This is a genomic window from Paenibacillus stellifer, from assembly GCF_000758685.1.
In the GTDB taxonomy this organism is placed as follows: domain Bacteria; phylum Bacillota; class Bacilli; order Paenibacillales; family Paenibacillaceae; genus Paenibacillus_AQ; species Paenibacillus_AQ stellifer.
On the sequence record NZ_CP009286.1, the window covers coordinates 5,428,784 to 5,445,696 of the forward strand.

Sequence of the window (16,913 nt, forward strand, 5' to 3'; positions counted from 1 at the left end):
GCTTCATGTCTTCATACGGCTCCCCACCTTACATCTCCCGATTGCCGAAAGACCCGGTGCAGTCCCGTATTACTCTTCGATCTTGATGGCGGCAGGCGACGTATCGCCGGTCTCCGCCATGTCATCAAGCGCATATTCTACCAGCGCCTTGAAGTTGTTGGAGGAGGTTGTCGCCCCGCTGACGGCGTCCACAGAACCGATCTGCTGCTTATCGATCAGCTGCTTCTCCAGTTCCTCCGTATATTTGGCCGGATACGTCTTGCTCTTGGCCTCCATCGCCGTCTTGTAATCCGCATCCTCGGTCTTCAGCTTGCCATCCTTGTTCACATAGTCGAACTGGACGCCTGCAATTTGATGATCCTTGATATCAAGATCCAGCTGCGGCTTCCATCCATGGTCGTCGAACGCATCGGCGCTTACCTTGTATGTTCCGTCCTCGTACAGCGGCACAACGGCGGCCGCTGTATCCCCGGCCTTCGCCTTCTCCAGAGCGGCAGCAGCCAGCTCGTTAAAGTTTCTGGAAGAGTGCGTCGCTCCCGATACAGCATCCACTTCGGCGCTCTGTGAAGCGACCAACTCCTCCCCGAGCTTGTCGAATGCTTCGCGCGGCGTAAATTTATTGGCTGCGGAGAAGCCTTTGATATAGGCCTCATTCTTGCTTCTCAGCTCACCCGCGTCATTGGAATAGTCATAGTAGGCTTTGGTGATTTTGCCTCCCTCTACCGTAAGCTCTACATAAGCTTTCCAGTTCCGCACATCGTTGCGGTCATATTGGGCTTTGTAGACGCCGTCCTTGAAGGCGCCATCGGCCGCTGCGGCAGAAGACGCCGCCGTTGCCACTGAGGTCTCCGCCGGCTTGACGCTCGGCTCCGCACTGGGCTCCGACGCATTATTGCTGTTCCCGCAAGCTGTCAGGCCAATCGCCATCATGAGTGCGAGCGCGGCCCATGCTGTTGTCTTCTTCATACTCCAATCCCCCCGTTTGTTAGAGTCGTGCACGACCATTCTAACATTGCCGGGAACTATTTTTGTATGCGCTTTCTTTCACAAAACACATGAGATTTTTCGATTGTTAAAAAGATGCCACATTTGCATAATTCCAGAAAACCGTCTGCGTGCTCCAGGTCAGGGAAGCGCAGACGGCTCTCGGCGGAATTGAAGATGATTTTGAAGACGCGAAGCCTATCCACTCTTAAAGCGGACGGCATATTCTTAGACCGGTTCGGCAAGCTGGTGAAGGCCACCGCCTCATAAACGGGACATCTGTATCTATCGGGCGACTTCGCGTCTGGAGTATGCCGGTCAGAAGATTTCGATCTGTCTATGTATTGCGTCTTGAAGCGTTGATCCTGAATGATGCAATGCTGATGCCTACAATGAGCCGTACTAAAATAGCCTTTCATTAATGCCTTTCATTAATGTCTCTCGTCAACAGCCTCTCATCAATGGCCCTCATCGCTTCATGCGCTGCCCGCTATACGCGAACGTCGAAATGCCCCTCGCTGTCCGTAGTCGCCGTCTTGGCGGCCTCCGCATCCAGCACCTGACCTGATCCCGACGCTTCACTTGTTCCCTCCGATTTCCCGGAGGCGTTTGCGGCTTCCTGCTGCTTCAATTGGGCGATCTGGGCATCCAGCAGCTTAATCTGCATAGTAAGCTGCTGCTGCTTCAACTGTTTGGTCTTTTCGTCGTCTTTGCTGGAATCCAGCTTCTTGAGATCATCCTCCAGCTTCGACTTCTGCTTCTCCAGCGCGGCTATTTGTCTGGATGCGCTGCTCGAGCTTCCGGCCGAACCGCTGTAGGACTGCACCGATGACGATGATGAGACGGAAGATATGTTCATTTAAATCCCTCCTTCATGTACTTCTTCCACTATAATCCTTTTTGCCTTGGACAAGCTTAAGACGGGCTGAATGTTTGCTTAAAGCTTGAGATCCGGCCCCGTTGTGTGAAAAAAAGAGCCGCTCTCACACGGGAGATCGGCTCTGTACTTACAGATCACGCGTTCTCGTTGTCTTCTCTCCGGGCTTTCGCGCGCGCCCGCTAATCAGAGCGATTCCCGCCAAAATAACCGCGAGTCCGGCTACAGTCGTCCAATAGATGCGCTCATGCAGAAAAAGAGCGCCCCAGAATATCCCGAACACCGGAACCAGAAAGGTCACGCTGACGGTCTTGACGGGCCCGACGCTTGCGATCAGCCGGAAGTAGAGCAGATAGGCAAAGGCCGTGCAGACAAGCGCAAGCGCGAGGACGGACAAAATGACGGCAGCGCCCGGCATCTCTCTCGGAGGCACGGCGGGAAGAAGCGGCAGCAGGCATATCGCCGCGCCGAGCTGCTGGCCAGTGGCCACGGTCAATGGCGGCACCCCCCTGCCAACCCGGGCAGCGTACAGGCCTCCGAAGCCGTAGGCCAGGGCGGCGCCCAGCGAGAATAGGACGGATATAATCATCGCCCGGTCCAGCGGCTCGGGACTCCAGCCGACGAGCACGGCGACGCCTCCGAGTCCGAGCACCAGTCCAATCGCCCGGTTCAGGCCCGGCCGCTCTCCGCCCGTCCACCAGGCCGCAAGCGTTGCGAATATCGGCGTCGTCGCATTGAGGATTGCAGCCAGGGAGGCATTCAGATGCAGCTCCGCCGCGCTGATCAGCGTAAAAGGAAGCGCGGCGTTCAGCCCGCCGAGGAGCAAATATGCCTTCCAATTACTCCGAATATCGAGCTGTATGCCTGCAATCCGCGCGTACAGCAGCAGAGCCGCTGCGGCTATGGCTACTCTCAGCTCGGTCGTAAACACCGGCCCCAGCACCGGAGAAGAGATTCTCATGAAGAGAAACGAAGAGCCCCAGATGAGGGCCAGGAGCACCAGGCCGGACAGATCCTTACGGCTCATCAGCGTCCCCTCCTTCTCACCAGCAGGCTGTAGCAGAGCAGCGAACAGATACCGGCAGCCGCAATAATGGCGCCCATGGGCAGAGCTGTATCACCGCCGCCCAGACCGACGAGCGGAGAGATCAACCCGCCGGTCAGGAGCGGCAGAAGGCCGAGCATCGCGGAGGCGCTGCCCGCCCGGTCGCCCTGGTCCTGCATCGCCAGCGAGAACGTGGTCGTGCCGACTATGCCGACGCTGGAGACGACGGCGAACAGGGCCGGCAGGATAAGCGGCAGTCCAGCCGAGGTCAGAATGGCGAACAGGAGCAGCAGACCTCCGAGCGCGCACTGTACCAGCCCCCACACCATCAACCGGGCTTCGCCCAGCCTGCCGGACAGCCGTCCCGCGATCTGGCCGGTGATGATGATGCCGAGCCCGTTCACGGCAAAGATAAGGCTGTACATCTGCGGAGATACGCCGAATATATTTTGCAGAACAAAGGACGACCCCGATATGTAAGCGAACATCGCGCCGTTCACGAAGCTCTGGGACAGCACATAGCCCATGAAGGTCCGGTTGCGCAGCAGCTTGCCGAAGGAAGCGACGGTACTGCCAAGTCCGCCGTTAGAACGGCGTTCGGGCGGCAGCGTCTCCGGCAGGCGAAGCCAGATCATGAGGCAGAACAGCACGCCCGCCCCGAACAGCACGAGGAAGACGCCCTGCCAGGTCGTAAACCGGAGCAGCTGGCCTCCGATAACCGGAGCCGCGATCGGCCCCAGGCCGTTGACGATCATCAGGAGAGCGAAGAACCGGGTAAGCTCCGAGCCCGAATACAGGTCGCGGACGGCGGCCCGTGAAATCACGACACCGACCGAACCCGACAGGCCCTGGATCAGACGGAACACGACAAGGACGCCGATGGAAGGGCTGAAGGCGCAGAGCAGCGACGACACCGTGTATACCATCATGCCGATCATCAAGGGACGGCGGCGTCCATACACATCGCTCAGTGGACCAGCGAACAGCTGGCCCAGCGCCAGCCCGATCAGGAAGCAGCTCAGACTGAGCTGGACAAAAGCGGCGGAGGTGGCGAAAGATCGCTCCAGCTCCGGCAGGGCGGGCAAATACATGTCGATCGACAGCGGGCCGATCGTGGCGATTGCCCCCAGAATGCCCGCAAGCTGAAGTCTCAGCTTTCTGGAGGCTCGAATGGCCTGTACATCCAAAGCGGTTGATTTGATGCTCATTTTCTTATCTGCCTTTCTGCTGCAGCCGGCGCGTAGGCCGGGTATTCTGGAAATCCATATTTCTTCATACTACCTGAAGCCCGTCCTGAAATTCAATGAGAATTCAATGAGAGTTCAATGAGAACTTTCGGACTCTGCAGTTTCAGGATATCTTAAGCTACCTCCTGTATAATAACCCCAGCAATTGGATAAGAGGAGTGAAAGCTGTGAATGGGATCAGACAGCATAAATGGATCGCCGGCCTGTCGCTTGTGCTGGCGGTTAGCATTGGCATCCTGATATACTCGCTCGCACATGTGGATGGAAGCACCGCTGGCAATTCGGAGGCAGGCTTCCAGCAGCGCATCCGGCAAGGAGGCTTCGGCCCCGGCGGAACAGAAGGCAGCTTCCAGGGCGGCAGGCAGGGCGGATACTGGCAAAATGCGGCGCCAGGCGGAACAGGCGGCGCCGCCAGCTCCCAGGGCGGGGCGGCCGACTCGCAAGGTGGCTCCGGCGCGGGTTCGCCTGGCGCAGCGGCGGACGGCTCGCAAAATGCAGCGGCCGATCCGCAGAGCGGCTCCGTTGCGCAGAGCCAGCCGGGCAGCGCTTCCGGCAACTCGACTTCCGGCGGACCCGCGGGCTTTGGCGGCGGAGGAGCGGGCGCGCAGGGCAACAGCGCTCAGGCCCCGAACGGCGCAAGCGGCTTCTCCCGCCAGGGCGGTATGAACGGCAGCTTCGGCGGCGGCCGTCAGGGCGGAGGCTTTGGCGGAGGCTTTGGCGGAGGCTTCGGCAGCGACGGCCAGTACGGCACGGCGCTGGCCATCTACGCGGCGCTCTTCGCCGGACTGGTGGGCGCAGCCTTCTATTATGCCCGCAAGGGAAAGTTCGTCATCGGCGAGTCGCGCAAGGGCACGGTCGTCCTGCTGCTTCTGGCGGCCGGGTTCTGCCTGAAGCTGGCGGCGGCTCCCTGGATTTCCGGCTATCGCGGCGATATCCGGTTCTTCACCACCTGGGCGGAATCGGCGGCCAAGGGACTCGGAAGCTTCTACGAGAACAGCTCCAGCGATTATCCGCCGCTGTATATGTACATTCTGTGGGCGACAGGCAAGCTCGTGACGCTGCCGCAGATCGAGCCTTATCTGCTAACGCTGATCAAGCTCCCCTCGATCGTCGCGGACGCCGTCACCGCTTTCCTGCTGTACAAGGCAGCCTCACGCTTCCTCAAGGCGGAGACGGCGGTGCTGATCGCGGTCTTCTACATGTTCAATCCAGCCGTACTGATCAACGCTACGTTCTGGGGACAGGTCGACTCCTTCTTCACCATGATTGTGGCTGCCGCCATCTGGGCGCTGTGCAGCCGGAAGCTGGGCTGGGCCTCTCTGTTCCTTGCGCTGGCGGTATTGATGAAGCCGCAGGGCATCATTTACACGCCGGTGCTGCTGTTCGCGCTGCTGGCGGCGCGGTCAATCGGCCCGTGGCTGAAATCCGCCGCGATCGCGGTTGCTGCCGCAGTTGTCGTGGCGCTGCCTTTCACAGGAGGCCGGAGCCCGATGTGGCTGTACGAGCTCTACACCGGAACCGTGAACGAATACCCGTATGCTTCGGTGAACGGCTTCAATCTATTTGGGCTTCTCGGGGCCAACTACAAGGATTCGTCGTCGACGTTCATCATTTTCAGCTATCACGCCTGGGGCATGATCTTTATCGTGCTGACTACGCTGCTGTCGGGCTGGCTCTACCTGCGAAGCCGCAAGCCGGCGTTCGCCTCCCTCTCGGCCCTGCTGCTGATTGCCGGGGTATTCACCTTCTCGTCAAGCATGCACGAACGGTATCTGTTCCCGGCGGCGGCTCTGGCACTCCTGGCCTACGGCCAGTTCAAGGACAGACGGCTTCTGTGGCTCGCCTTCGGCTTCAGCGCCACCATCTTCATGAACACTTACGCCGTCTACTACGGCTATACAAGCACCGACGGCCATGTCGGGTTCCTGATGTTCTTCTCGGCGCTGCTTAACATCGCCATGTGCATCCTGCTGATTAAAATCATGCTGGATGCATCGCGGCATACGGCGAAGGATGCCGGACCCTCGATCGCGGAACTGCCGGAGCACGCATAGCGAACCTGTTTCACTTTTTCGCTTAGCGGCGGGATAAGACGGGCAACTGCCCGGTCATGTCCCGTTTTTTATATGCGACAGTCCTCCTCCCCGCTCTCTGCCGCCTGTCCAGACTGGCCTTTATTCTGAGTCGGAAGTCCCCGGGGACAGTGATGAAATGCAAATCCCTTAATAAAAATTGTTATTTTTCTATCTAATTACCCATGCGGAAAGACGATATAGATAGTAGAGCTAGTACAGCATCAGCTTAAAATCTACTTGTCCAGGACTGACTGCTTACCGAGGAAAGGCGCCTCATAACCAGCCTGAGATTTCAGAGATCGAAATATGCAGCAGCCTATGCTTTCCCGTTTTGCTAGAAAGAGTGACGCTGCGCTTGTCTATTGATTCAGCCTTATCAGCGAGGTGTTTACAATGTCCGGTTGGCTGTATCTGCTTTCCCTTCTATGTTTTATGATTCCGACGGGCTTCTTCTTCTATATTGCGGTCGAAACCGGCCTTCGCAACCGCACGACGCTGAACCGGCTTTCTTCCGGATTGTTTTACATAATCATGGTGTTCTTTCTGGCTGATGCGCTGGTCAATCTGATTCCTGCCGAATTTGCCCCGGCCGTAACGATCTGGATGAAGCTGGTCCCGGCCTTATTGATGATGTCAATTTCGATACATCTCACTATGCGAATGACGGACCGTCTTGATCATTGGCCAAAGGCACGGGTCGGATTGTTCGGTTATGGGCCTGCTTTTTGCGCCTTATTTCTAATCATGCCCTCCTCCTATGTGTATGTCGACGTCACGCAAAGGGGGCCGTGGACCGATGTGATGCCAAGCCCCGCAGCATTCAATGCCGTGATGATATCGGCGGTCTATACGTTTGGCGCCTGCCTCTACTTTCTCTATCAGGGCATGACCTATGTAAAACGAAGCGGGCTAACGCAAAAACGCAAACAGCTGCGTCTGCTTCTGCAGGCATATCTCTACGGCGGGATCTCCGGCATAGGGCTCGCCAGCTTCAACCCTTATTTTATGACCTCTGAAAGCTTCAGCATGCCTGAGCCCAGCACGCTTGGCCTGATTCTGTTCGCCTTCATGATCCGTTACGGGATGGTCCGCTACGAGCTTCTGCCTTCCATCGAACGAAAATATAAGGTACTGTACGACCGCTCCCCCATGGCCATCGTGCTGCTGAACCGGTACGGGCGGATTATCGAGGCCAATTCCGCCGCGCTGTCGCTGTTCGGACTGCGGGAGGGCGACCTTTTGCACAAGAAATTTGAACGGCTGGCCCCTCCTTACGACAAAGACGGACTCCTAGCGGGCACGGATAAAGAGACTGTCCGGATAACCTCGGTATCCGGCAGAAAGCCCCGAATTCTCCAGACTGAACATGAAAGCATCGAGTCGGGCGGGGAGCCCTTTGAATATGTATTGATACGGGACATTACAGACTATATCAAGGCGGAAGAGCGCATTATCTATATGGCCTACCATGATCCGCTGACCGGCCTTGGCAACCGCAGAAAGTTTCAGGAAGTGCTATCGGATCTGCTGCGGGCGGGAGAGCAGGACGGAGAGACCGTCAGTCTGATCCATATTGATCTCGATTATTTCAAAGACCTGAACGATGCCCGGGGACATCATGTCGGCGACCTGCTGCTTCAGCATGTCGGAAATGTGCTGTCTCGGAGTGCCGCATCGGCCAGCATCATATCCCGATTGGGCGGAGATGAATTCGCGCTGCTGTTCAAAGGAGCTCACCAGGAAATCGCCGAAGAGACCTGCGAAGCCATTATTAAGGGTCTGAAAGAGCCTTTTATTTATATGCAGGAGTCTTTTACCGTGTCGGCCAGTATCGGGATTTGCCAGTCCCGGCCGTACGGCTCGAGCCCGGAGCAGCTGCTGCAGTACGCCGATCTGGCGCTTTATGAGGCCAAGCGGCATGGCCGCGGGCAATACCGCGTGTTCACAGAGGAAATCAAGCTTAGACAGGAACACGGTCTGCTGCTCGGCAAGCAGATGAATGCCGCTCTGAGGGACAACCGGTTCAGACTGTATTTTCAGCCTCAGATCGACTTGGCAACCGGAGGAATTTGGGGCGTGGAAGCCCTGGTCCGCTGGATTCAGCCTGACGGATCGGCCCTTCCTCCCTCCATATTCATTCCCTATGCAGAGGAATCGGGACTTATCGTGCCGCTCGGACGGCGGGTTCTGGAGCAGGCCTGCATGACGGGAAGCTCCTGGCTTCAGGCGGGGAGAGAAGAGCTCGTGATCTCTGTCAATGTGTCCAATAAAGAGCTGGCGGCCGGCGATTATCTGGAGAACCTTAAGGCCATCCTCGCCGAAACCGGGTATCCTCCCCGGCTCCTGCAGCTGGAAGTGACAGAGAGCTCCAACATGGTCCAGAGAGAGCAGCAGCTGCGACAGTTCCGCGAGTTGGCCGACATGGGCATTCAGCTGGCGATGGATGACTTCGGCACCGGCTATTCAACCTTCTCAGTTATTCAAAGCCTGCCGTTCCAGGTATTTAAAATCGACAAGTCCATGACTGACGGGATTGACGGCGATTCCAAGGCCCGCAGCATTGTCCAGGCGATGATTGTGATGGCCCACAGCCTGAACCAGCAGGTTGTCGCCGAGGGCGTGGAGACCGCCGGCCAGGCCGAAGTTCTTCGGTCATTGGGCTGTGATGCCGTGCAGGGGTATTACTTCAGCCGGCCGCTGCCGTTGGATATGCTGCTGGACTGGATGGACTCCAGGGAAAAAGGGACGGCTTGAAGCAGCCTAAGCAGCAGCATCGGCCTGTCAGCAGCACCACGAGTTCGCTGTACCATACCGGGACTTTCCAAGCCGCCGTCACTACCCGCTGCAGCCTCATATCAGTTGCATCGCAATCATCACACCATTACCGGCACACGCCAAAAAACGCAGACCGGGGCAGGCTGTCCCTTGTCTGCGTTCTAATATATTAACGGGCCTGGACGGCCAGGCCCCGGAAGGGTAAGCGCCGCTTGAGATGCTGCCCGGGCACCCTGGCGGCCCGATCGCTTCAGGGGCCTGGTCGCTTCAGCAACTCATTGGCTTCACTGGTCCGATCGCACAGCAGCTCAGCTGTTCCGGCGCTCCAGCCACAGCCGGGCCGCTTCCGCTTCGGCGGCGCTCAGCCGATGCCCCTGATTGCCCCAGTGAACGGTTACTTCCGCGCCCGCTCCTTCGAGAAGTCCCTGAAGCTCCTCCGTCTCCTCCTTACGGAGCAACGGATCATTGAGGCCGGCGCCGATGAAGACCGGCGTCCCTTCAAGGGAAGGGAGGTCCATGCCGCGCAGCGGAACCATCGGGTGCAGCAGCACCGCCGATGAGAAGAGACTGCCGTAATGCATCAGCAGACTGCCCGCGATATTGGCTCCATTGGAGTAGCCGACAGCAATCAGCTCGGAAGCATCCAGATTATACTTGGCAACAGCCTCATCCAGAAACTGCTTTACTTCATGCGTCCGGAAGACGAGATCCTCCTCATCGAACACCCCCTCCGCCAGCCGGCGGAAGAAGCGGGGCATGCCATTCTCCGACACATTGCCCCGAATCCCCAGAAGAGCCGATCCCGGAGACAGCATCTCCCCGAGCGGGAGCAGGTCCCGCTCATTGCCGCCCGTTCCGTGGAACAGAACCAGAACCGGCTTCGAAGCATCGCTTCCAGGCTTAAAGATATGAATCATTGACGCTTCACCTCCAGCTCACGCACCGTAAAGGGTGCCAGATTGCCCTCGATTGCCGCGCGGTGCGGCTCATACCAGGACGGGAGCATAAGCTTCTGACCGAGCTTATCCGGCTCTTCGTCATTGGCGAATCCGGGCGGATCGGTCGCGATTTCGAACAGAATGCCGCCCGATTCGCGGAAGTAGATGGCGTTAAAGTACTGGCGGTCTTGAACCGGTGTAGGATGGAAGCCGCGGCTTGCCACGAAATCCTGCCATTCCAGCTGCTCCGCGTCATCCTTCGCCCGCCAGGCGATATGATGCACAGTGCCGCTTCCGCCGGCGCCCAGCGGCAGCGGATCGATTTTGATATCGACGACATTGCCCAGAGGACCTTCTGACCGCAGTCGCACATACCCGTCTTCGTCAGCTACGCGTTCAAAGCCAAGCGTATGCACGAGCGTATCCACGGTGCTCGCAGGAGCGGCGCTGTACAGTACGGCCCCGCCGAAGCCCTTGATGGCATGCTCGACCGGAACGCCGCCGAACGACCAGGTGCTCTGCGGACCTTCCTCCCGTTCAACCAGTTCAACACGCAAGCCGTCATAATCGGCCAGCGACAAATACGTCTCGCCGATCCGCTGAATTTTCGTAACCGGAATATCGTAAGCGTTCAGGCGTTCCTCCCAGAAGGAGAGCGAGCCGACAGGGATAGCATACACCGTTACGCCAACCTGTCCGCTGCCGATCCGGCCCTTCCGGCCCACAGGAGACGGGAAGAAGGTAATGATAGTGCCAGGCGCTCCTGCCTCATTGCCGAAATACAGATGATAGACTTCGGGAGCGTCGAAGTTGATTGTTTTTTTCACCAGACGAAGTCCCAGAATGCCTGCATAGAAGTCCGCATTGCGCTGCGCGTCCTGTACGAACGCCGTAATATGATGAATGCCAGCCGTTTGAAGTTTCATGATTTATTTCCCCTTTCTTGGCCCCGCGGCCCCACATGATTAAATTAGAACAGCAGATGATCCAGAGACAGCGAGCCCGGTCCCGCAAGCGCGATGGCAGCCGCAACTACAAGCAGCATAAGCGGGTATTCGTAACCGTTCGCCGTGGCCCAGAAGCCATTGCCGGCATGAACCTTCAGCGCTCCCGCCATCGCCAGAACCAGCATCACGGCTCCGACCGGAGTGAATAGTCCCAGCGCCAGCAGCAGTCCGCCGCCCAGCTCCAGCACGCCCGCCAGCACCGCCATCGCCACGCCGGGCTTGATGCCGACGGATTCCATCCAGCCGCCCGTTCCTTTAGGGCCGTAACCGCCGAACCAGCCGAACAGCTTCTGAGCCCCATGACCGATAAAAGCAATACCAATAAATAAACGAATCAGCAATAATCCTACACTTACCATTTTAGATCGTCTCCATTCTCTTTGGTTTAATAATCTTTATTTTAAGATATTAGGCAAAAAAGAAAGCCTTTCTCGCCATCCGCCGCCAGTCTGTCTTCATTCCGGCACGGGTTCTGCGGATCCCATGGCTGACCTAGCGTTTCACGGGATCCTTATCCTTAGGCCGCATATGCGGCCTGCTAAGCACCGGCCCCTTTACCGAGACGCTTCAACATCCCGATCGCCTGCTCCTTCTCCGCCGTATCCAGTCCGTCCATCATCTCATGCAGTGTCGCTACATGCTTCGGAAAGATTTCGTCGAACAGCGCCCGTCCCTCTCCGGTGATCTCGGCGTAGGTTACGCGGCGGTCCTCACTGCACGGCACGCGCTTCAGCAGCCCCTTCTTCTCAAGCTTGTCGATGTTGTAGGTGATGCTTCCGCTTGTCACGAGAATCTTCTCGCCGATCTGCTGAAGCGGGATTCGGGTACGGTGGTACAGCACCTCCAGCACCATGAACTCGGCGGAGGACAGCCCGTGGCTCTTCATATCCTTGACCGCCCGGTCCATCAGGCTCCGGTAAGCCTTGGACAATACGACGAACAGCTTAAGCGATGCCGCCTCATCCCGGCCGCTAATCTCTTCGGCCACAACCTGCTTCTCATTGCCTTCGCTCATTCCCTCTCACCTCCGTCATTTATCTTTGAATTAATTATCTTTAACTTAAGATAAATATACACCCCGTTTTTTCTATTGTCAACACCTTGTTTAAAAATTATGCCAAATTGACCTTGCCCGGCAAAGGGGTGTATCCTTTTCTTCGATATGATACCATTTACGCTTCTATTTATAGAAAGAACAAGCCGAAGGAGGCTTTGCTGATGAACGATGCCAAGGAGCCGCGCCCGGACTATATCGGGCAGCAGGCCTATAGCCGGCCGGAACCTGAAGCCGGCGTCCTGATCGTCACGGCGGTGGAGGTGGAAGCCGACGCCGTCCGTCGCGGTCTCGGCGGCGCACCCGGCTTCACCGTGATCGCGGCCGGGGCGGGTCCGGCCGCCGCAGCAGCCGGCACGGCCGCCGCCCTTGCCGCCGGCGCCGGACGTTATGCCTGCGTCGTCAGCGCCGGCATCGGCGGCGGCTTCCCCGGCCGCGCCGCCGTGGGCTCGCTGGTCGTAGCCAGCGAGCTGATCTTCGCCGATCTCGGAGCCGAGACGGCGGAAGGCTTCCGCGGCGCGGACGAGCTCGGCTTCGGCCGCGTGCGCTACCCGGCCGACACCGGCCGGGGCGCAAGACTCGCCGCCGCGCTTGAGGCGGCGGGCCTCCCCGTGAGCACAGGCCCTGTGCTCACGGTCTCGACGGCGACCGGCACAGCGGATACGGCCGCCGCTCTCGCGGCGCGCGTACCCGGCGCGGCCGCCGAGGCCATGGAAGGCTGCGGAGTCGCCGCAGCCGCAGCGGCGCTGAATCTCCCGGTGCTGGAGATTCGCGCCATTTCGAACCCGGTCGGGCCGCGCGACCGGGACGCCTGGCGGATCGGCGAGGCGCTTGCCGCCCTCGCCGCCGCCGGGCCCATACTATCGGAGGTGCTGAAATGTCCGCAGAATTGAATATTGCTTACTCGCCATGCCCCAACGATACGTTTGTCTTTCATGCCTGGGCCGCCGGGCTCGTTCCCGGAGCGCCCAAGCTGAACGTAACCTATGCCGATATCGACATCACCAATGGCCTCGCCGCCGAAGGCGCGGGGCCGGAGGTGCTCAAGATATCGTATGCCGCTCTGCCCTGGGTGCTGGAGCGGTACAAGCTCCTGCCCTGCGGCGGCGCGCTTGGCCGGGGCTGCGGCCCGCTGCTGCTGACTGGCGGCGGAACAGGCGCCATCCGTCGTCCGGAAGAACTGTCAAGGCGGCGGGTTGCCGTGCCGAGCGAACGCTCCACCGCCTATTTGCTGTTCCGCCTTTGGGCGGCCAGCCATGTTCCGGGCGGGGTGGGCGAAATTGTCGTCATGCCGTTCCACGAAATCATGCCGGCCGTGAGAGACGGCATCATCGACGCGGGACTGGTCATCCACGAGGCCCGCTTCACCTACTCCGCTTACGGCCTTCATATGCTCGTAGATCTGGGAAGCTGGTGGGAGACCGATACGGGGCTTCCGATCCCGCTCGGCGCCATCATCGCCCGCCGGGACCTGGACGCCGGAGCCGTCAGCGGCTGGATTCGGGCTTCGCTGCGCTATGCGTGGGATCACCCGGAAGCCTCGCAGGATTACGTGCTGAGCCACGCGCAGGAGCTGTCGCCGCAGGTGGCTAAATCACATATTGACCTCTATGTAAATGATTTTACGATGGAGCTGGGCGATAGCGGATATAACGCCATTTCCAGCCTGCTGGATCGGGCAGCCGATGAAGGGCTTGTGCCCTGGATCGACCCGGGTCTTCTCCGCTAGCCGCCTTCTTTCACGCCTGATAGAGACCTTGCTGATCGGCGCAATAGCGGATCAGTGCAAAGCCTGCAAAAGCCCCCAATCCCTTGCTATGAAAGGGTTGGGGGCCTTTTGCATCGGGAATGAAAATCCAGCGAAAAGTCTTTTCTATTAAAATGTGCGAACAAGCCATGCCATTCGTCGCCGCTTTGCTAGATTTCAAGCATACCATGTACTATCAAACAGCAAAGGGGGTCTTCCGAAATGGCTATTCTTCTGCCGCAGCAGTTCTTCAACCTCGCAGCAGGCACCGGCAAATCCTATTACGAAAATCTCACAGGCGGAATCAACGCAGCCGTTACTGTGCAGAACAACTCCACTTTCCCTGTCAATCTCGTCATTACACGCGTCAACGCTCCAGTTATCACCTACACGATTCCCGCCGGCAACAGCCTGACGCTCTCGGTTAACCTGCTTCTCGTCGCCGCTCTGCTCGCTACCGCGGCCGGTCCGGTCTTCGGCTTCATCCAAGTCGCCACTTCCGATTTCTAACATCCTACGCCGCAGCCGGCAAGCATCACCCGCAGTTCTCTCCCTCTCGGTGTTAAGGCACTCCTTGAGGCTGTCCCAAAAGCCATGAAATGGCTGCTTGGGCCAGCTTCTTTTTTTATACTAGGATCAACGTAGTCGCTTAAATGGACGCTCCGCGAACGGACCGTTGTTCCAATCGCTGTGCTCTCCAGATTTTTTTCATTCCCTTCAACGGTAAAAATCCGGAGAGCAAGGCGACCGCTGCCGCTTCTGCGCAGGTCGTTCCGTCCTCTCCGCTGCTTTAAGCGGAAAAAGAGTCTACAAACCTATCTACCATCACAAAAAAGAAATCGCCCCTTTTGGGAAAAACGAAAGTACCACCAACCACCTCAAAAGGTGGCTGGCGCCTGCCCATAATCTACGAAAGCAAGCTGCAGTAGACCAAAAACGCAGAGCAGCGATCCTCAAGTAATCGGAGAGTCACCGCCTCCCGGCCATAGCCGGGATTCCGCATGATGCTTGCGGACGGTTCGGAGCATGACTTTCCACAACGACTCACTTGGCATCCAGCTGCTCCGAACATCGAAAACTGTTCGAAGCATCCCTTCTTGCCAAAAGCACTATCCGTTCACCAGAAACGGCGCCTCCAGAATGAGCGCCACGCTGCCGTTGCCCAGGATGGTAGCTCCCGAGAGATGATTCATCTTGCCGAGATATGTTCCCAGCGACTTGATAACCACTTCCTGGTTGCCGATAATCTCATCCACGCCGAAGGCGGCGCTCTTCTCCACCGATTTCACAATGACCACCGGAATCGACTTCGCTGTCCGCTCGGTCCGGTGATAATGAAGCTTGTCATGCAGCCAGTACAGCGGAACGATTTTGCCGTGATTGATAATGGCTCTCTGGCCCTGAATGCTCTGCACGTCGTCCGGCGAAATCCGGACGATCTCGGATACATTGTACATCGGAATAATGACCAGCCTGCCCGCCACTTTGACGAGAAGCCCCTTGATGATAGCCAGTGTGAGCGGAAGACGGATTGTGAATCTCGTGCCGGCACCGGGTCGGGTATCAATGTCGATAATGCCGTTCAGTCTGCCAATCTGGCTGCGGACGATGTCCATGCCGACGCCGCGCCCGGATACTTCACTGACCTGGGAGGCGGTGGAGAAGCCGGGCTCGAAGATCAGATTGACGGCCTCCGCCTGGGTAAGACGGACGGCCTGCTCTTCCGTAATCAGCCCTTTCCGGATGGCGCTGGCCTTGATGATCTCTCCATCAATGCCCTTGCCGTCGTCCTCCAGCATAATCACAACATGATTCTCCTCATGGAACGAGGTGAGGGAGATGCGGCCTTTCTCCGGCTTGCCCGCGGCGGCGCGCGCCTCCGGGCTCTCGATTCCGTGATCGGCGCTGTTGCGGATCAGGTGAATCAGCGGATCGCCGAGCTCCTCGATAATCGTGCGGTCCAGTTCTGTCTCTCCGCCCTGAATGACCAGATCCAGCTGCTTGCCCAGCTTCTGGGACAGATCCCGGACCAGCCGGGGGAACCGGCTGAACAACTGGTCGATCGGCAGCATCCGGGTCTTCATGACCCCGTCCTGCAGCTCCTTGATCACCCTGCTCATGTGATCCGATACGCCGCCGATCGTATTAAGCGCCTGTGCCGGGTCGCCCCGCAGGCCCTCAGTCCGAAGATCGGCGAGCGAGGTCTGGTCGATCAGCAGCTCCCCGACCAGGTTCATGAGGTGGTCAAGCCGGTCCACGCTGACCCGAACGGTCTGGGACGCTCCCTTCGCAGGCTCTCCTCCGGAAGGCGCGGCCTGCCGGCTCGGAGCCTGGGCCGGAGCCGAAGCCTCTGCGGGATGAGGAGCTGGGGACTGTTCGATGCAAGCCGCTGACGATGCGGACGCAGCGGCAGCCCCGGCGGTGAACGGCAGTACCTCTACCGACTGCACATCCGAGAATCCCGACAGCTTGTCCTGCAGCGCTTGGGCCTCCAACTGCGTCCCGATCACGAAGGCGAACAGCCGGTACGTCTCATCCTCTTCCTCTGTAGCGCCGGTTCCCTGCAGCGGCTGTGTCGAGGCAATGACGGTTCCGAGCTCATCCTCGCTCCGGTTCATCACGATCTGGTATCTCGCCGCCTTCATCAGGCAGTCTCCGGCCAGCTCGATCCGGACCTCCAGCAGCGTTCGTCCCGCTGCTGCCTGTTCGTCCGCTTTTAGCGTCTCCTCCGGTCCCAGCACCAGCTGCTTCCGCTGCGCAGCCGCCATCTCTCCGGAAGGACGGCTGATCAACGAGCGGATCTCCGATACGAGCGCGGAGAAGTCGGAGAACGGTCCGCCCCCGATATATTCGTCCCGAAGCGTCTTCATGGCGTCCAGCGCTCTAAACATCAGATCGATGAATTCGGAGCCGATGGCGGCATTATTCTCCCGAACCCATTCCAGCGCATATTCCACCTGGTGGGTCAGTTCGCTCATTTCACCGAAGGCCATAGTGGATGAGGAGCCTTTGACCGTATGGGCCGAGCGGAACAACGTCTGCACATACTCAGGAGAAGGCGAACGCTCCAGCGAGAGCAGCGTCTGGTCCATCCTCTCCAGCTGTTCGTTCAGCTCCTCTATAAAAATATCCCGGTACGCCGATAAGTCCATCATAATTGCCTT

General features: G+C 58.5%; 15 protein-coding genes. 5 read left to right on the forward strand and 10 right to left on the reverse strand.

Annotated features, from left to right (window positions below):
• Nucleotides 1–69: 69 nt before the first annotated feature.
• From PSTEL_RS24825 to PSTEL_RS24840, 4 genes are all read right to left on the reverse strand, one after another.
• Entirely contained in the window at nt 70–966 is an 897-nt protein-coding gene (locus PSTEL_RS24825; RefSeq protein ID WP_052098986.1) for an FMN-binding protein, read from the reverse strand.
• A gap of 508 nt (nt 967–1,474) precedes the next feature.
• Entirely contained in the window at nt 1,475–1,843 is a 369-nt protein-coding gene (locus tag PSTEL_RS24830; protein ID WP_038699523.1) for a FlxA-like family protein, read from the reverse strand.
• A gap of 148 nt (nt 1,844–1,991) precedes the next feature.
• Nucleotides 1,992–2,888, reverse strand: a complete 897-nt coding sequence (locus tag PSTEL_RS24835) for a DMT family transporter (RefSeq protein ID WP_038699525.1) — start codon at nt 2,886–2,888, stop codon at nt 1,992–1,994.
• Entirely contained in the window at nt 2,888–4,114 is a 1,227-nt protein-coding gene (locus PSTEL_RS24840; RefSeq protein ID WP_038699527.1) for a multidrug effflux MFS transporter, read from the reverse strand. Before PSTEL_RS24840 ends, PSTEL_RS24835 begins: the two co-directional genes overlap by 1 nt.
• Before the next feature lie 206 nt (nt 4,115–4,320).
• Between PSTEL_RS24840 and PSTEL_RS24845 the strand changes: the two genes are divergently transcribed.
• Together PSTEL_RS24845 and PSTEL_RS24850 are read left to right on the forward strand one after the other, a co-directional pair.
• Entirely contained in the window at nt 4,321–6,207 is a 1,887-nt protein-coding gene (locus PSTEL_RS24845) for a glycosyltransferase family 39 protein (RefSeq protein WP_052098989.1), read from the forward strand.
• 453 nt (nt 6,208–6,660) lie between these two features.
• Nucleotides 6,661–8,982, forward strand: coding sequence for a putative bifunctional diguanylate cyclase/phosphodiesterase (locus tag PSTEL_RS24850; protein WP_245625027.1), 2,322 nt, complete (start codon nt 6,661–6,663; stop codon nt 8,980–8,982).
• Between the two features lie 329 nt (nt 8,983–9,311).
• Here PSTEL_RS24850 and PSTEL_RS24855 read toward each other — a convergent pair whose 3' ends face one another.
• The 4 genes from PSTEL_RS24855 to PSTEL_RS24870 all read right to left on the reverse strand — a co-directional run bounded on the left by PSTEL_RS24855 (nt 9,312) and on the right by PSTEL_RS24870 (nt 11,963).
• A complete protein-coding gene (locus PSTEL_RS24855) occupies nt 9,312–9,920 on the reverse strand; it encodes an alpha/beta hydrolase (RefSeq protein ID WP_038699531.1) in 609 nt (202 codons plus the stop codon).
• Nucleotides 9,917–10,867, reverse strand: coding sequence for a ring-cleaving dioxygenase (locus PSTEL_RS24860; RefSeq protein ID WP_038699533.1), 951 nt, complete (start codon nt 10,865–10,867; stop codon nt 9,917–9,919). The genes PSTEL_RS24855 and PSTEL_RS24860 overlap by 4 nt, the downstream gene beginning before the upstream one ends.
• 44 nt (nt 10,868–10,911) lie before the next feature.
• The gene (locus PSTEL_RS24865; protein WP_038699535.1) at nt 10,912–11,307 is read right to left on the reverse strand and encodes a DoxX family protein; all 396 of its coding nucleotides are present in this window, start codon (nt 11,305–11,307) and stop codon (nt 10,912–10,914) included.
• A 179-nt stretch (nt 11,308–11,486) separates the two neighbouring features.
• A complete protein-coding gene (locus tag PSTEL_RS24870; RefSeq protein ID WP_084065317.1) occupies nt 11,487–11,963 on the reverse strand; it encodes a MarR family winged helix-turn-helix transcriptional regulator in 477 nt (158 codons plus the stop codon).
• A 203-nt stretch (nt 11,964–12,166) separates the two neighbouring features.
• Here PSTEL_RS24870 and PSTEL_RS24875 point away from each other — a divergent pair, with 203 nt between their 5' ends.
• Nucleotides 12,167–12,895 carry a futalosine hydrolase gene (locus tag PSTEL_RS24875; protein ID WP_084065319.1) on the forward strand — a complete coding sequence of 243 codons (729 nt, stop codon included), beginning with the start codon at nt 12,167–12,169 and terminating at the stop codon, nt 12,893–12,895.
• Complete coding sequence (locus tag PSTEL_RS24880) at nt 12,892–13,731, forward strand: 1,4-dihydroxy-6-naphtoate synthase (protein ID WP_038701659.1); 840 nt, start codon at nt 12,892–12,894, stop codon at nt 13,729–13,731. Before PSTEL_RS24875 ends, PSTEL_RS24880 begins: the two co-directional genes overlap by 4 nt.
• Before the next feature lie 10 nt (nt 13,732–13,741).
• On the opposite strand, the gene PSTEL_RS27795 is transcribed toward PSTEL_RS24880, so the two are convergent.
• A complete protein-coding gene (locus PSTEL_RS27795; protein ID WP_156995960.1) occupies nt 13,742–13,930 on the reverse strand; it encodes a hypothetical protein in 189 nt (62 codons plus the stop codon).
• Between the two features lie 41 nt (nt 13,931–13,971).
• Between PSTEL_RS27795 and PSTEL_RS24885 the strand changes: the two genes are divergently transcribed.
• Nucleotides 13,972–14,259: a hypothetical protein gene (locus PSTEL_RS24885; RefSeq protein ID WP_038699537.1), complete on the forward strand. Its 288-nt coding sequence runs from the start codon at nt 13,972–13,974 to the stop codon at nt 14,257–14,259.
• A 599-nt stretch (nt 14,260–14,858) separates the two neighbouring features.
• Here the strand turns inward: PSTEL_RS24885 and PSTEL_RS24890 are convergent.
• Entirely contained in the window at nt 14,859–16,904 is a 2,046-nt protein-coding gene (locus tag PSTEL_RS24890; RefSeq protein ID WP_038699539.1) for a chemotaxis protein CheA, read from the reverse strand.
• Nucleotides 16,905–16,913: the final 9 nt, after the last annotated feature.